This is a genomic window from Cyanobacterium sp. uoEpiScrs1 (assembly GCF_947331815.1).
Taxonomy (GTDB): domain Bacteria; phylum Cyanobacteriota; class Cyanobacteriia; order Cyanobacteriales; family Microcystaceae; genus Rippkaea.
Window position 1 is genome coordinate 1137598 of the sequence record NZ_OX373462.1, and the last position, 14939, is coordinate 1152536.

The following is a 14939-nucleotide window of genomic DNA, read 5'->3' on the forward strand; positions in this document are numbered from 1 at the left end:
AAAATACGTATGATCGATTCTTTTTTTATATTAGCTACAGAAGCCCATGAGGTTAGTACAGGCGGGTTCGGTTTAGATTTTAATCTTCTGGAAACGAACTTTGTGAACCTTGCTATTCTCATTGTACTGTTGGTGTTCTACGGCGGCAAAGTTTTGGGAAATATCCTGAATGAACGGCGATTGCAGATTGCTAATGCTATTCAAGAAGCTGAGGAGCGTCAACGCAAAGCAGCCACTGCTTTGGGAACAGAACAACAAAAATTGACGCAGGCTCAAGCTGAAGCTGAACGAATTTATCAAAGGGCTAAGGATAGAGCCACCACTCTAGCCAGCGAAATTGCTGAAAGAAGTAGGCAAGATATAGAACGTCTTAAAGAAACGGCTGCAGCTGACCTCAGTAGTGAGCAAGAACGAGTTATTGCTCAATTGAAAAAACAAATTGCCCAAATGGCCCTTAATAAGGCGGAAAACCAACTCAAAGAACAGGTCAATGAAGATATGCAACACCAATTAATTGACCGTAGTATTACTCAATTAGGAGGTTAATTAATGAAAGGTTCCCTCGTTAGTATTGCGATTGCTGAACCTTACGCTCAGGCGTTAATGTCAGTAGCCTTAAGCTACAATCTCACCGATGCCTTTGGGAAGGAATGTCGGTCTTTACTTGCCTTATTGGAAAAATCTCCTGATTTGGAAGAATTTATTGCTTCCCCAGTAATCAAAGAAACAGATAAAAAAACTGTTTTGAGACAAATGATGGGGGAAGAAGCTAATCTTTATCTACTCAATTTTGTAATGTTATTGGTGGATAAGCGGCGGATTATCTTCCTTGAACAAATTTGCCAGCAATATCTTAAGCTTTTACGCAAGTTGACCAATACTGTCTTAGCCGAAGTTACTTCAGCTAAAGAATTGAACAACGAACAAAGTGAGTCTGTAGCAAACAAAATCGGAGAACTTACTGGTGCGAAAGGCGTGGAAATCAAAACAAAAATTGATCCTGATTTGATTGGGGGTATCACTATTAAAGTAGGGTCTCAAGTTTTTGATGCCAGCCTTCGAGGACAACTACGCCGTGTCAGTCTTAGCCTAGGCGGTATCGCTTAGGTGATTTGTGTTTCATTGTATTCATTCGACTTCTAGAACAATTAAACTATGGTTAGCATCAGACCCGACGAAATCAGCAGCATTATTCGCCAGCAAATTGAATCCTACGATCAGACTGTCACGGTTTCTAATGTAGGAACCGTGCTTCAGGTAGGTGATGGAACTGCCCGTATTTATGGCTTAGAACAAGCCATGGCGGGAGAACTCCTCGAATTTGAGGATGGAACTATCGGAATCGCTCTCAACCTTGAAGAAGATAATGTTGGGGCCGTGTTAATGGGAACCGGTCTCGATATTCAGGAGGGAAGTACCGTTAAAGCCACCGGAAAAATTGCCCAAGTTCCTGTGGGGGAAGCAATGATAGGACGGGTGGTTGATTCCCTAGGTCGCCCTATTGATGGTAAAGGAGATATCAATACTTCTGAAACTGGCTTGATAGAATCAATGGCTCCTGGAATTGTTGCTCGCAAATCTGTTTGTGAACCAATGCAAACGGGAATTACAGCGATTGATGCAATGATCCCTGTAGGACGGGGACAACGAGAATTAATTATAGGTGATCGCAAAACAGGAAAAACAGCAATTGCGATTGATACTATCATTAATCAGAAGTCTGAAGATGTGATATGTGTCTATGTGGCAATAGGACAAAAAGCATCTACTGTTGCCCAGGTAATAGGAACCCTCGAGGATAATGGCGCGATGGATTATACTGTCGTCGTTGCCGCCAACGCAAATGATCCAGCCACATTACAGTACCTAGCTCCCTATACAGGTGCCACTATTGCTGAATACTTTATGTATAAAGGCAAGGCTACCCTAATTATTTATGATGACCTCTCCAAACAAGCTCAAGCTTACCGTCAGTTATCTTTATTACTAAAACGTCCTCCTGGTAGAGAAGCTTATCCTGGAGATGTATTCTACATCCACTCTCGCTTATTAGAACGTGCTGCAAAACTGAGTGATGAGCTTGGTGGAGGGAGTATGACGGCATTACCAGTGATTGAAACCCAAGCGGGTGACGTTTCTGCTTATATTCCTACCAACGTAATCTCCATCACTGACGGACAGATCTTTCTTTCTAGTGATTTGTTCAACTCAGGTTTCCGTCCAGCTATTAATGCGGGTATTTCGGTAAGTAGAGTAGGGTCTGCGGCTCAAACTAAGGCCATGAAAAAAGTTGCTGGTAAATTAAAGCTAGAATTGGCACAATTTGCTGAATTGGAAGCTTTTTCCCAGTTTGCCTCTGACTTAGATGCTGCGACTCAGGCCCAACTGTCACGGGGTCAACGGTTACGTCAAGTGTTGAAACAACCCGAAAATTCTCCTTTAGCCGTGTGGGAACAGGTAGCAATTTCCTATGCAGGCTTGAATGGTTATCTTGATGAAGTTGCTGTGGAGAAGGTGCCCGAATTTACTATGGGACTACGGAATTATATCAAGACCAGTAAAACTAAATTTACTGAGATCATTGGAGCAGAGAAAAAGCTCACCGATGAAGCAGAAAGCCTCCTCAAAGAAGCTATTGGGGAATATAAACAGGCTTTTGCAGTGTAATTTACCATAAGTTAGTGGTTAGTCATTCTCTGATCAGATAAAAGGAAGACTAACCACCCACTACCTCTTATGAATAATTAATCCAAAAAAAATATGCCTAACCTCAAAGCTATCCGTGATCGGATTCAATCCGTCAAAAATACAAAAAAAATTACCGAGGCTATGCGTCTGGTAGCTGCTGCTAAGGTTCGCCGTGCTCAAGAACAGGTAATGTCTACTCGTCCCTTTGCTGATGATTTAGCTAATGTTCTTTATAATCTGCTCAACCGTCTCAAGTATGAGGAGGTCGATTTACCCCTATTGAAGCAAAGACAGGTGAAAACTGTAGCGATAGTTGTTGTTACAGGTGATCGAGGATTATGTGGTGGCTACAATTCTTATGTGATTCGTCGTGCAGAACAACGCCAAAAAGAATTAGAAGCTCAAGGACTTGATTATTGCTACATAACTATTGGACGTAAAGCGACCCAATATTTTTCCCATCGTAATGCCCCTATCTTAACTAAGTATACGGGATTAAATCAAATTCCTACAGCTGACGAAGCTGGGTCTATTTCCGATGAGTTACTATCTTTATTCTTGTCAGAAACAGTTGACCGAGTGGAGTTAATTTACACTCGTTTTGTTTCTTTGATAAGTTCTCGTCCTGTGGTTCAAACCTTATTACCATTAACCCTTCAGGGATTAGAAGTTGAAGATGATGAAATATTTCGCTTAATTACCCGTGAAGGGAGATTAAGTATGGAAAGGGAGACAGTCGTTCAAGAGCTCGAGAGCTTCCCTCAAGATATGATCTTTGAACAAGATCCTCTGCAAATTCTTGATTCTTTGTTACCTTTGTATATTAATAACCAATTACTCAGAGGATTGCAAGAAGCATCGGCAAGTGAATTAGCAGCTCGGATGACGGCGATGAGTAATGCGAGTGATAATGCTGGTCAGTTAATTGGAAGTCTAACGTTGTCTTACAATAAAGCGCGTCAAGCAGCAATTACTCAACAGTTAATGGAAGTGGTTGCCGGTGCTAATGCTTTGTAGGAATTAATTATTAGAACAATTCGACACTCTTCTGAGCGTTTAGAAATTTTTCTAGACGCTCGCTCTTTTAAAACAAAGAAAACACCTGAGGGACTCTATTATCTTGATGATACAACTTCATAAGTTCCCCTTTGATTTTTAACTCTTATATATATAAAAGTTGAAAATCAAAGGAGAACTTATATTTATTTGAATAAATAACTTTTTCCAAACTATGATGCATACAACAGCTATTTAAATTAACTGGATAAATTGACTATTAATTTTATATATTAGAATTATAAATATTAAATACTAATTATAATTGATGATATCAACATCCCCATAAATATTAAACAACAAATCTCATATATAATCTCGTTAAAAGCTAGTAAAACCTAATCTGAGAAATTATAAGACTCAAATAGAATCTCTGATTTAGATGGGATAATTAACGTCACAATATACAATATGAAGGGATAGTTCTAAAATAAAAACAGTTATGACTGTAGTAAATTCAGAAATTGACATTGCCAGTTATATTGATCATGCTTTGCTTAGTCCTACAGGGATTACTCAAGAAGTAGAACAGTATTGCCAACAAGCTAACCAATTTAGCTTTCCCTGCGTTTGTGTGTATCCCTCAATGGTACGTAAAGCAACCGAATTACTTAAAGGAAAGCAAACTCAAGTTTGTACAGTGATTGGTTTTCCTACAGGAGCAACTACCTCAGCTGTTAAACTCTATGAAGCCCAAGAAGCAGTAGAAAATGGGGCAACAGAACTCGATGTGGTAATAAATTTAGGATGGTTAAAAGCTGGACTTTCTGACAAGATCTATCGGGAAATTGCCGAAATTTGTTCAGAAACAAAACAAACGGTAAAGGTTATTCTCGAAACTAATTTATTAACAGATACAGAAAAACAACTTGCTGTCGAAATTTGTATGGATGGAGGGGCAACTTATTTAAAGACTAATACCGGATGGTTCGGGGGAGCAACAGTTGCTGATGTAAGTTATCTTAAGCAACTTGTTAGGGGACGAATAGGTATTAAAGCTTCTGGGGGTATTAGGACTTTTGAACAAGCTTTGGCTTTAATCGAAGCAGGAGCAACTCGTTTGGGAACTTCTTATGGAGTCGACTTAGTGAAACAACAACGCGAACTGACTCGAAACGTCTAGAGAACTTTAACAAAATCTAATGAGTCAATGAGTCGAACTTATAAAACTACAGGGATTGTTTTAAAACGAATACCTTTTAAGGAGGCTGATCATTTAGTAACAATTCTTTCCCCAGAATTCGGTTTAATTCGAGCAGTAGTTCCAGGGGCAAGAAAACATACATCGAGACTAAGCGGACGTAGTGAGTTATTTGTGATTAATGATCTGTTAATACTAAAGGGACGATCACTTGATCGGATTATCCAAGCCGATACCTTAAACTCTTATTCTAGATTGAGTAAAGATTTAGGTAAATTAGCTGCTGGTCAGTATCTAGCTGAATTTGTATTATCTATAGCTTCTGATAAACAACCTCAAAGGGAACTATACGAACTCATCAACGAACATTTACATCGTCTTGAAAAAATCTCGTCCAGTCATAGTTTACATAGTCATTTAGCCCAAGGGGTGTTTCATTTCTTAATAATTGCGGGAGTTATGCCTCAAGTTCACACTTGTTGTTTGACTGGTGAAACGTTGTCAGTAGACTTTAATAACCCTCATTGGCGAGTAGGGTTTAGTTTTGAAGAAGGAGGTTTGATTAAATTAACAAATCCAGAATTTTCTTTATCAACTCAACAAGAATCACCTAGGATACCCCAGTATTTAATTAACTGGCAACTCAATGCCGTAGAACTTAGTCTTTTGCAACAATTAGTTCACTTTGATCTCCCGCAACCAACAAAAATATTACCTCCAGATTATCTTAATGATTCTCTGCCCACAATGTGGGTTCGTATTGAACATCTGTTACGTAATTATGCTCAATATCACTTAGGGGCAACTTTTCGGTCAGCCGATCTCATAGATAGTTTATCTTCATTGGAGTTTTAGAATTGAATAGAATTGTATGATTAACTACAAAATTAGTTGTTATTTCTGCAGCCATGTCTAGGAAAACTTTTATTTCTAAACCCTAACTTCTACCATTTTTGTCTAAAAAACTGTCAACCTAATTCTATGGATCGTCAATCTATCTCCTCTAAGCCACCAATAAATCAAGGATTTGTCCCTATTCTGCAGAACCCAAATTTTTTAACACTTTGGGTTGGACAAATTTTTTCTCAATTGGCTGATAAAGTTTACCTAGTTTTGATGATTGCTTTAATTGCTGGTAACTTTCAGGGAAAAAATCAACCTATTAGTGGTTGGGTATCAGCAATCATGATTGCTTTTACTATTCCAGCGGTTTTATTTGGTTCCTTGGCTGGGGTCTATATAGATCGGTGGTCAAAAAAGGGGGTGTTAGTTATCTCTAATTTTATACGAGGGATATTAGTTTTTGTGATTCCTCCCTTAATCTGGTTATCCCAAGACAAAACCTTAGCACTATCTGTTGCTTGGCTCCCTGTCTGGTTACGACAGCGGCAATTTCAAATTCAAGATGAGTTTTTTATTCCTTTAGGATTTTTAATTATCCTAACGTTAACTTTTGTAGATTCAACTATTACCCAATTTTTTGCTCCAGCAGAACAAGTTACTATTCCCTTAATCGTTGAACGTCGTCATCTGCTTTCGGCTAATTCTCTCTTTACTACTACTATGATGGCTATGACCATTATCGGGTTTGCTATTGGAGATCCTTTATTAGAATTGGCTGCAACATTAGCTAAATTTGCGGGATTATCTTGGGAATTCGGTAAATCCTTAGTTGTTGCTTTATCCTATTTGTTAGCGGGTTTGATTTTAATTTTTTTAAGAACAGGAGAAAAACGAGAACACTATAAAAAAGAACGTCCCCATGTATTTAAAGATATTCGTGATGGTTTTCATTATCTTAATAATAATCGTCGAATTTGCAATGCTTTAATTCAACTAGTAATTCTTTTTTGTATTTTTGCCGCATTATCAGTATTATCTGTCAGAATATCCGAAACAATTCCAGGGTTAAAAGCTGAACAATTTGGCTTTTTGTTAGCTTTTGGAGGACTAGGAATGGCTTTTGGGGCAGGAATTTTAGGCAACTGGGGGGAACAGTTCCGTAAAAATCAATTAGGATTGTGGGGATCTTTGGGAATGGCAGTTTCTTTGGTGGGGTTATCCTTATCCATAGATAGTTTGTGGTTAACCCTATTAATGACCGCATTTTTAGGCTTATTTGCAGCTTTTGTCGGAGTTCCAATGCAAACTATTATTCAATCAGAAACTCCCGCGGAAATGAGGGGTAAGGTATTTGGTTTACAAAATAATGCAATTAATATTGCTTTATCTTTACCTTTAGCTTTAGCTGGTATTGCAGAAACTTTAATAGGGTTAAAACCTGTCTTACTTATCTTAGCCGGATTGGCGGTTACAGGGGGAATTCTCACGAGGGATATCAGGAAAAATAGACTTACTGATTAAAGATAATGGTTATCTTTTAGCTACATACATAGTATGTTTTATGTCGCCCGGATCGTTTTCTCTAGAGCAGAGAATATTCTTTATGAGTTAAAACGGCAAATTCTTTATATATTATTTTATTTTTATATATTTTATTGCTTTTTTTAACTTTTTTTAAAAGTTAAATTTTTTATTAATTATATGTCGCAATATCAGAACTATCTGCTGATATTCATATATTTAATTGAGTAAGATTTTAGAAAATATTTACAAAGATATATATTTATTTTTATCAAATAACTAGCAACAAAATTAATTTATAAATCTATAAAATTTTATCGTTTAGTATGATTTGAGTAGATGTAATAATCTAGAGTTTTCTTAAACAACTAAGAACGAATAAAACAGATACAATTTACTCTAATCCTTCAATTTTGTCATCAATCTCCCGATATAGATTTTGTAAGTTTTCTAAGTTCTCTACTGAAGTTTTCCAGTAACCTCGCCCATTTACTTCCAATAAAGTAGATACTATTTTGCGAAAAGAATTAGGGTTTAAATTCATCAGACGTTCACACATTTTTTTGTCTTCAATAAATGTCGTATTCACGTTTTCGTAAACCCAATTATCTACTGCATCAGCAGTTGCAGACCATCCCATTGTATTAACTAAACGCTTAGAAAGCTCTCTGACTCCCTCATAACCATGAGATAACATTCCTTCGTACCATTTAGGGTTTAATAACTTAGTACGTGTATCTAAACGTACAGTTTCTGTAAGAGTGCGAACTTGTGCATTAGCAGTGGTCGTATCAGCAATGTAGGAAATAGGTTTTTTCCCATCTTCTCGTAAACTGGAAACAACTTTTGTGGGATCAGAATCAAAATAATGTGAGACATCCGTTAAACTTATTTCTGATGAATCTAAATTTTGAAAAGTAGCATCGGCAGTTCTTAATGCAAATTCAAATATCTTGCGGTTATCTTTCATAACCCCTGGATTATCAGAATCAAAAGCAAAACCTTTTCGGTTGAGATACATATTTTGTAACTCTTTTTCTTCCTCCCAACTGCTATTTTCTACTGCTAAATTTATGTTAGAAGAATATGAGCCAGAAGCGTTAGAAAATACACGAGTCGCTGCTGCACGAAGGTTAATTCCTAATTTATCTGCTTGCTCTAGAGCGTGTTTACGAATATAGTTTATCTCGATAGGTTCATTCGCTTCTGCTGCCATTTTAACTGCTTGGTCCAATAAATTCATTTGGTTAATGAATAAATCACGAAAAACTCCAGAACAGTTAACTACTACATCAATACGCGGGCGTCCTAATTCTTCGAGAGAAATTAATTTTAACTTATTAACCCTTCCCAAGGCATCGGGAACAGGCTTAACCCCCACCATCCACATGATTTGTGCCAGTGATTCACCGTAAGTTTTGATATTGTCAGTTCCCCATAAAACACAGGCAATAGTTTCAGGATAATTCCCTCCACTTTTATTTTTTTGGCGTTCCAATAATCTGTCCACAACTACTTTAGCAGATCTAACTGCTTCTAAAGTAGGAATAGATTGGGGATCTAATGCATGTATATTTTTTCCAGTAGGTAAGACATTTGGATTACGAATTAAATCTCCCCCAGGTCCAGGTAAAATATATTCTCCTTCTAATGCTTTAAGCAATCCTTCTAATTCGTTATTAGCACAAATTTTTTCTAAACAAAATCCTAGGTATTCAAATAAGGATTTCAATGCTTCTTGGTCAATATCATTATATCCTAATTGATGCAGAGTTTCTACCCAAGGACACTTTCTACTCATTTTAAAAAAACTAAGTTTAGAAGTAAAGGAAACTCGTCCATCTGCATTTGTTTGTGCTTGAACTAACGAAGTAACAGCTTTATGAGTAGAAAGTGTAATTTGTTGTAGCAATTCAACGTCTTCTAAGACTCCACGGTCACTGTTTTGATAAATTTTCTCGATATCCCGTCCTAAAGTATTAGCAATAATACGAGGTAAAGAAATAATGTCTTCTTCTTTACGATCTAAAGAAGCAATATTAACTAAGGTTGCAATCGCTTCTTCTGCAGTAGGAGGTTTGCCAATAGTATGAAGTCCACAGGGTAATAAACGAGATTCAATTTCTATCAATTTTCTATAAACAGAGCCGATAATATTATTATGTTGTTCAGACGTCATGTCTTTAGCATCGATATCAGGCATTTCAATATCCTGATCCAAATTTACTAGGCGACATTTGTCCATGATTGCATTAACAATGGCAATTCCCCGACCACTATCTTTAAGAGTTTGATAAGAACTAATTAATTCGCTTAATTCTTTTAAACCCCTGTATAACCCTGCATTCTCGGCAGGAGGAGTCAAATAAGATATAGTTTCCGCATAACTACGACGTTTGGCAATAGTTGCTTCACTAGGATTGTTTGCAGCATAGTAATACAGATTGGGAATTGTGCCAATAAGAGTATCAGGATAACATTCCCCCGACATTCCCATCTGTTTTCCTGGCATAAATTCTAATGATCCATGGGTTCCAAAATGTAATACTGCATCTGCTTTCCAAACTTGGTTTAAATAGGTGTAATAGGCTGCAAATCCATGATGAGGACTAGCGGATTTCGAAAATAGTAGCCGCATGGGATCCCCTTCATAACCAAAAGTTGGTTGAACTCCAATAAAAATATTACCAAACTGTTTTCCATAGATTAATAAATTTTGCCCATCACTATTTAAATTACCTGGAGGAGGACCCCAATTTTCCTCTAATCTAACTGAATAAGGAGTTAACTGCTTATACTGTTCAACAGGCATACGATAGGCTATGTTTAACTCTGGGGATGTATATTCTGCTTGCGCATCATGAATCACTGTTTCCATTAATGCTTTAGGAGATTTAGGTAGATCTTCTATCCAGTAACCATTGTCTTTTAATGCTGTCATTACCTCATAAATAGATCCAAAGACATTCAAATATGCAGCGGTACCTACATTCCCCTTGTCAGGAGGAAAACTAAACACAGTAATAGCCACCCTTTTCTCTAGTCTAGGTTTTTTCCGTAGATTAGCCCATTTTATTGCGCGTTGGGCAACTGCCTCGATGCGATCTTGCAGTGCAATTGCTTTTCCCGTATTTCCGTCCCGGCCTGAGAGGACAATAGGTTCGATCGCTCCATCTAATTCAGGGATAGCTATTTGTAATGCTACTTGAATTGGATGTAATCCCAAATCACTTTCTTCCCATTCTTGAGTAGTTTGAAACACAAGAGGTAGCGTACACATATAAGGACGGTTAAGGCGTTTTAATGACTCAATTGCCCTAGGATGGTCTTGACGAGCTGGTCCTCCGACTAAAGCAAAACCAGTCAAAGAAACCACTGCATCGACAATAGGAATTATTCTCTCCCCTTTACTATGATCTAAAAAATAAGCATCTACCGGCTTAGAAAAATCTAACCCTCCTGAAAATACAGGAAGTACTCGCACTCCCATGGCTTCTAATTCCTGTACTGTAGCTACATAATGTGCATCATCTCCTGTTATTAGGTGAGTCCTTTGTAAAATCAAACCAATACAAGGAGACAAAGAGTTTTTCAAGTTATCGGAAATATCTATGCGACTGTTGAACCAGCTTAAATAAGAAGAAACATCCTTAAACATTTCCACCGATAAGGGGTGCCAAATTCCCATGTCAGGATAGACTACTGGATCCTGATACCCAATGGTTTTATCTTCGAGAAGACCTGGATAAGAATATTTATGAGCCAACATTACCAGAAAATTTTCTAAATTTTCTGAAGACCCTCCCAACCAATATTGGAAACTCAACATAAAATTGCGAGCATCTTGAGCTTTTTCTACTGGAAGATACTTCAAAACTTGTGGTAAAGTCCGCAATAATTTCAACATAGCGTCTTGAAATCCTACACTAGAATTTTCCTTCCGCCTACGCATAAATTGTGCGATTACATTCTTAGACTGTCCCAACTGAGCCATAGAAAAGCTGCCCAATTTGTTTAAGCGCATTACCTGGGGCATAGAGGGAAAAACTACTACAGCATCTAAATTATCTCGATGGGGTTCCACTGCATCCACCACTTTATCCGCTAAATCTTCAATAAAAATTAAAGAAGCAATAAACAAGTTAGTGTTTGCGACATTACGCTTAAATTCTTCATAGTTTTCAGGATTTCTGAGTTCTTCAATGAGGTAGCCACTAATTTCTATAGCCAATTTAGGGTTGTTCTTATTGATTGCTTCAACAGCAGCTGAAAGGGAACTTTGATACTGTGGTTCTAAAACAACATAGACCACCTTTAACAAAGAACGACCATTAACTGCCTCTGGAATGATATGGCGAATGGTGGACTTTACGTGAGTAAACATTTATTACGGTACTCCTTAGTTTTAAGATGGTCTAAACACTGTAAACTCTTAAATTCAGAGTTATAAAAAAAATTGATAAGTTCTATATGTGTTTCTACCAAAAATAGCTATCAAACAGGCAGTTTTTCAAACATTTGACATATTTTGTAAAGAAATATAGAATATTTCTTTACAAAAATCGATATCCTAACAATGGTAATTACTCTTTTCTTGTTTATACAAGTCAAGTTCATATTCATTGATAGATTTATCATTTAAATAATTAAGCCTACATCATCATTACTATGATGCTTTAGTAATTTATTTGATAAGCTTGAAGCAAGTGTGAATATAGAAGATCTTTAATCCGTATATAAGAAATTAAAATATTTTACTAATTTTAGTTAATTTAACATATAAAAAATTCTTTGTTTAGCCAAGTATTATTAACCATAAAATGGTAATGTATAGTAGTAATTTCAAGTAATATTTATTTTTTTTAAAAGCTAGTTAAAATTTATTTATTGATAAAACAATAAAATTTAAGTACAATCCCTCAGCTTTAGTCTATTTCCTTTAAATTATAACTAGTTGTTATTTTGAGTTAAAAACTTCATTGAAATTTAAATATTTTCAAGTATCCATTACTGGGTAAATATAGCAAATAAAGTATTTAAAATTTTAGAAAATATTAATTAAGTAATTTAACATTACTCTTGATGTTTATATGTAAAGCCAATGTCATAACCGATATAATTTGACGACCGTATTTTTTATCTATCTGATTAAAACAGAGTAATAACTATAGTATTATGCTCAAAAAGATTCACAAATAATGATAAAATTTAGTCTGGCATAAATTTAACTGCCTATTAAAATACTTAAAGAGAAGGTTACTTTATGATTCATGATATTTTCATGCCTGCACTCAGTTCCACTATGACCGAGGGAAAAATAGTTTCTTGGACAAAGTCTCCAGGGGACAAAGTGGAAAAAGGAGAAACTGTCGTTGTGATTGAATCAGATAAAGCAGATATGGATGTGGAATCTTTTCATGAGGGTTATCTGGCTACCATTTTAGTAGAAGCTGGGCAAGAAGCTCCCGTAGGAGAAGCGATCGCCTTTGTAGCAGATACCCAAGTAGAAATCGCTCAAGCACAGCAAAAAAACTCCTCGCTCTCAACACAAGTTCCTCAAAAAAACTCTCCAACTGTAGTTTCAATCTCCGCGCCTGAATCAATCACAATACCAGCAACAACTTTATCAATAAATACTTCTAAAAACAATGAAGATTATAATACAAATGTCCGTATAATTGCTTCGCCACGAGCGAAGAAACTAGCTAAAAAGTGGAACATTGATCTCACAACTCTTCAAGGTAGTGGACCCTATGGACGCATAGTTGCTGAAGATGTAGAAGAGGCTACTGGTAGTTCCTCAATTTTAACTACTACTCCGACTTCATCCTCTACAGCTCAATCTACTCCTACTCCGAGTGTGTCGCCGACTCCTGTATCTGTAATCTCATCAGGAGAAACTGTTCCTCTCACTATCCTACAAAAAGCAGTAGTACAAAATATGATGGCGACAGTGCAAGTTCCTACTTATCATGTAGGTTATACGATTACTACTGATGGTTTAGATAAACTCTATAAAATAATTAAACTAAAAGGAGTGACTATGACTGCTTTATTAGCAAAAGCAGTGGCTGTTACCCTTCAAAAACATCCTTTAGTCAATGCTAATTACAGTGACCAAGGAATCCACTACAATAGCTCGATTAACGTTGCGCTGGCAGTAGCAATGCCTGATGGGGGATTGATCACTCCTGTTCTACAAAATGCTGATCAGGTCGACATTTATTCTTTGTCTCGCACTTGGAAGGATTTAGTAGAACGTGCCAGATTAAAACAATTGCAACCTCAAGAATATAAAAATGGAAGTATTACTATCTCGAATTTAGGAATGTTTGGAGTGGATCGTTTTGATGCAATTTTACCTCCAGGGCAAGGAGCAATTTTAGCTATTGGAAAATCTCATCCCCAAGTAGTAGTAACCCCAGAAGGATTGACCGGAGTCAAACATCAGATGGCAGTAAATATTACCTGCGATCATCGAGTAATTTATGGAGCACACGCAGCTGCATTTTTGCAAGATTTAGCTAAGTTAATCGAAACCGACGTTCAATTACTGACAATGTGATCAACAATTAGTAAGGGGGAATTATACTCCCCAATTCTAATTTTAGTTTTTTTATAAATCTACCAAGTTAAATTTATTGTTCTGTCCACAACTGTACTTGTTTAAATAATGTACTACAAAGCTTATTTTTAGTTTGTCTTGAATTGGCGTCATAGGAGTCAGGCACTAATTCATAGCTTAAGTCATTAAACTTCGTTGTTCTTAATACAGTTGAATATTTCTGAGTTATTTCAACATACATTTGAGTAATTTATCTGTTCTGAATGAAATTATTTGCCGACAATATAATCATTACATTTTGAGTTCTCATCTTTTATGTTTTTAATTACCAGTCTTTTTGGGTTGAATAACTATGCCACTTTTGCCAAGCTGCTTTCAGTCCAATCACAACTCGGTGGCTTCCCTCTTGAACAAGACCGACCTGTTTTTGGGTTTGGCTTAAAGTGATATCAACTTTTCTGGCTACATCTGAAGCATTTTTAACCCCATTATGAAGCTCATCTGTCAATTCCGTAATTTCTAATCCTGTCAGACGAATAGATTCTAGGGCAGGGGGAAGTTCACGATTGAGAGTATCACAAAGTTCTTCTACACTGCGAGCTGCTTTTACCAACTCTATATAAACAAGTACAGCAACCATCAAAAATACTGTCAAACTGACAGTTACCAAAAGCAAAGAAAGTCCAAGCCAAAAAATAGGGTTAATCACGCTTGTTTACCTGAAGGAGATTTAGCAGGGGGGACAGAATCCATAGTTATCTGTGACGGAGAACTTTGAGAGCCTTTAAAATTCTCCTGACTTGCTTCAAGCCCAGCTGCTATTGTGTCTTTAAGTCTTGCCAGAGTGTCATTCCAATTCTGAAGTGCTGACTCTGACAGTCGATCAGCTTGTAATTGCACTGTCGTCGATAGATCTTCAGCCATCTCCGGTAAAGCATCTGCTGATTTCTTGAGAATACGTCTTGTTTCCTTCCCTGAACGAGGGGCCATCAAAATGCCGGTTACTGTCCCCAGTACCCCACCAATAACTATCCCTAGGACTAAAATACTACTTTTGTTATTATTAGACATTGCTATCTGCAAAATTTTAGTAATTGTAATTTTATTCTAAAGTCAAACCTTAGG

At 36.8% G+C, this 14939-nt stretch carries 11 protein-coding genes; 8 read left to right on the top strand and 3 right to left on the bottom strand.

The window, feature by feature from the left end; all coding sequences use genetic code 11:
* The first annotated feature begins 9 nt into the window (after positions 1-9).
* From OXU93_RS03920 to OXU93_RS03950, 7 genes are all read left to right on the top strand, one after another.
* Complete coding sequence (locus OXU93_RS03920; protein ID WP_267384600.1) at positions 10-546, top strand: F0F1 ATP synthase subunit B; 537 nt, start codon at positions 10-12, stop codon at positions 544-546.
* Between the two features lie 3 nt (positions 547-549).
* Positions 550-1107, top strand: a complete 558-nt coding sequence (gene atpH / locus OXU93_RS03925; protein WP_267384602.1) for an ATP synthase F1 subunit delta — start codon at positions 550-552, stop codon at positions 1105-1107.
* A gap of 48 nt (positions 1108-1155) precedes the next feature.
* Positions 1156-2667: a F0F1 ATP synthase subunit alpha gene (atpA, locus tag OXU93_RS03930; RefSeq protein ID WP_267384603.1), complete on the top strand. Its 1512-nt coding sequence runs from the start codon at positions 1156-1158 to the stop codon at positions 2665-2667.
* Between the two features lie 93 nt (positions 2668-2760).
* Complete coding sequence (locus tag OXU93_RS03935) at positions 2761-3705, top strand: F0F1 ATP synthase subunit gamma (RefSeq protein ID WP_267384604.1); 945 nt, start codon at positions 2761-2763, stop codon at positions 3703-3705.
* A 481-nt stretch (positions 3706-4186) separates the two neighbouring features.
* A complete protein-coding gene (deoC, locus tag OXU93_RS03940; protein ID WP_267384605.1) occupies positions 4187-4867 on the top strand; it encodes a deoxyribose-phosphate aldolase in 681 nt (226 codons plus the stop codon).
* A 27-nt stretch (positions 4868-4894) separates the two neighbouring features.
* Entirely contained in the window at positions 4895-5740 is an 846-nt protein-coding gene (recO, locus tag OXU93_RS03945) for a DNA repair protein RecO (RefSeq protein WP_267384606.1), read from the top strand.
* 126 nt (positions 5741-5866) lie between these two features.
* A complete protein-coding gene (locus OXU93_RS03950) occupies positions 5867-7249 on the top strand; it encodes an MFS transporter (RefSeq protein ID WP_267384607.1) in 1383 nt (460 codons plus the stop codon).
* A gap of 394 nt (positions 7250-7643) precedes the next feature.
* Here OXU93_RS03950 and OXU93_RS03955 read toward each other — a convergent pair whose 3' ends face one another.
* Positions 7644-11633: a magnesium chelatase subunit H gene (locus OXU93_RS03955; protein WP_267384608.1), complete on the bottom strand. Its 3990-nt coding sequence runs from the start codon at positions 11631-11633 to the stop codon at positions 7644-7646.
* A gap of 879 nt (positions 11634-12512) precedes the next feature.
* On the opposite strand from OXU93_RS03955, the gene OXU93_RS03960 reads away from it, so the two are divergent.
* Entirely contained in the window at positions 12513-13814 is a 1302-nt protein-coding gene (locus OXU93_RS03960; RefSeq protein ID WP_267384609.1) for a dihydrolipoamide acetyltransferase family protein, read from the top strand.
* 325 nt (positions 13815-14139) lie between these two features.
* On the opposite strand, the gene OXU93_RS03965 is transcribed toward OXU93_RS03960, so the two are convergent.
* A complete protein-coding gene (locus OXU93_RS03965) occupies positions 14140-14523 on the bottom strand; it encodes a DUF948 domain-containing protein (protein WP_267384610.1) in 384 nt (127 codons plus the stop codon).
* A complete protein-coding gene (locus OXU93_RS03970) occupies positions 14520-14885 on the bottom strand; it encodes a YtxH domain-containing protein (protein WP_267384611.1) in 366 nt (121 codons plus the stop codon). Before OXU93_RS03970 ends, OXU93_RS03965 begins: the two co-directional genes overlap by 4 nt.
* Positions 14886-14939 lie beyond the last annotated feature (54 nt).

Coding starts and splice junctions, on each gene's coding strand:
- OXU93_RS03950 (WP_267384607.1), top strand. CDS start 5,867: ATGGATCGTCAATCTATCTCCTCTAAGCCACCAATAAATCAAGGATTT.
- OXU93_RS03935 (WP_267384604.1), top strand. CDS start 2,761: ATGCCTAACCTCAAAGCTATCCGTGATCGGATTCAATCCGTCAAAAAT.
- OXU93_RS03920 (WP_267384600.1), top strand. CDS start 10: ATGATCGATTCTTTTTTTATATTAGCTACAGAAGCCCATGAGGTTAGT.
- OXU93_RS03960 (WP_267384609.1), top strand. CDS start 12,513: ATGATTCATGATATTTTCATGCCTGCACTCAGTTCCACTATGACCGAG.
- recO (WP_267384606.1), top strand. CDS start 4,895: ATGAGTCGAACTTATAAAACTACAGGGATTGTTTTAAAACGAATACCT.
- atpH (WP_267384602.1), top strand. CDS start 550: ATGAAAGGTTCCCTCGTTAGTATTGCGATTGCTGAACCTTACGCTCAG.
- OXU93_RS03955 (WP_267384608.1), bottom strand. CDS start 11,633: ATGTTTACTCACGTAAAGTCCACCATTCGCCATATCATTCCAGAGGCA.
- deoC (WP_267384605.1), top strand. CDS start 4,187: ATGACTGTAGTAAATTCAGAAATTGACATTGCCAGTTATATTGATCAT.
- atpA (WP_267384603.1), top strand. CDS start 1,156: ATGGTTAGCATCAGACCCGACGAAATCAGCAGCATTATTCGCCAGCAA.
- OXU93_RS03970 (WP_267384611.1), bottom strand. CDS start 14,885: ATGTCTAATAATAACAAAAGTAGTATTTTAGTCCTAGGGATAGTTATT.